Raw genomic sequence first — 715 nt, 5'->3', positions numbered from 1 at the left:
CGTTCATCCGGATACCAGCCTCGCAGTCGCGATGTATCCAATGCCTCCCCGGCGCACACCACCTGCCCACACCGGACAACCTCGCCTACATCATGTACACCTCGGGCTCCACCGGACGCCCCAAAGCCGTCGCCATCACCCACCGCAACGTGGTGGCGTTGTTTGCGGGCCTTAAGAAGTGGATCGGTTTCCCACCCACCGATGTCTGGGCTTGGTGCCATTCACCGGCGTTCGACGTCTCGGTGTGGGAGTTGTGGGGAGCGCTGCTGCACGGCGCACGGGTCGTGGTGGTGCCATGGGATACGGTGCGGTCGCCGCTGAAAATGTGGCAACTACTGCTTCGGAAGCGTATTACGGTACTCAGCCATACTCCGTCGGCATTTTACGAGCTGATGCGCGCGGAGCACGAATGCCCTTCTACCGCAAAGAGTTCCGCTTTGCGAATGGTGGTGTTCGCCGGGGAGGCATTGGATACATCGCGACTGCGAGGCTGGTATCCGGATGAACGCCCGCACGCGCCGGCCTTGATCAACATGTACGGCACTACCGAAACCACTGTGCATTTAACGTATTTGGAGCTGAAAACCGAGCACGCCGGACACAAACCGTCGCCGATTGGTGTGCCGTTGGGCAATATGCGGGTGTTTGTGCTTGATGCGGGGTTGTCTCCGGTTCCGGTGGGGGTGCTTGGTGAGTTCTATGTCGCGGGCGCGGG

1 protein-coding gene is annotated in these 715 nt (G+C 60.7%); it reads left to right on the top strand.

Features of this window, described 5'->3' with window-relative positions; translation table 11 throughout:
* Positions 1-92: 92 nt before the first annotated feature.
* The coding region (locus tag A5745_RS07005; protein WP_254848509.1) for an AMP-binding protein at positions 93-715 on the top strand (623 nt) is incomplete at its 3' end.

Source organism: Mycobacterium sp. IS-2888 (assembly GCF_001954215.1).
Classification (GTDB): Bacteria; Actinomycetota; Actinomycetes; order Mycobacteriales; family Mycobacteriaceae; genus Mycobacterium.
Note: the sequence above shows the minus strand (reverse complement) of the source record. Positions and strands in the feature narration are given on the sequence as shown.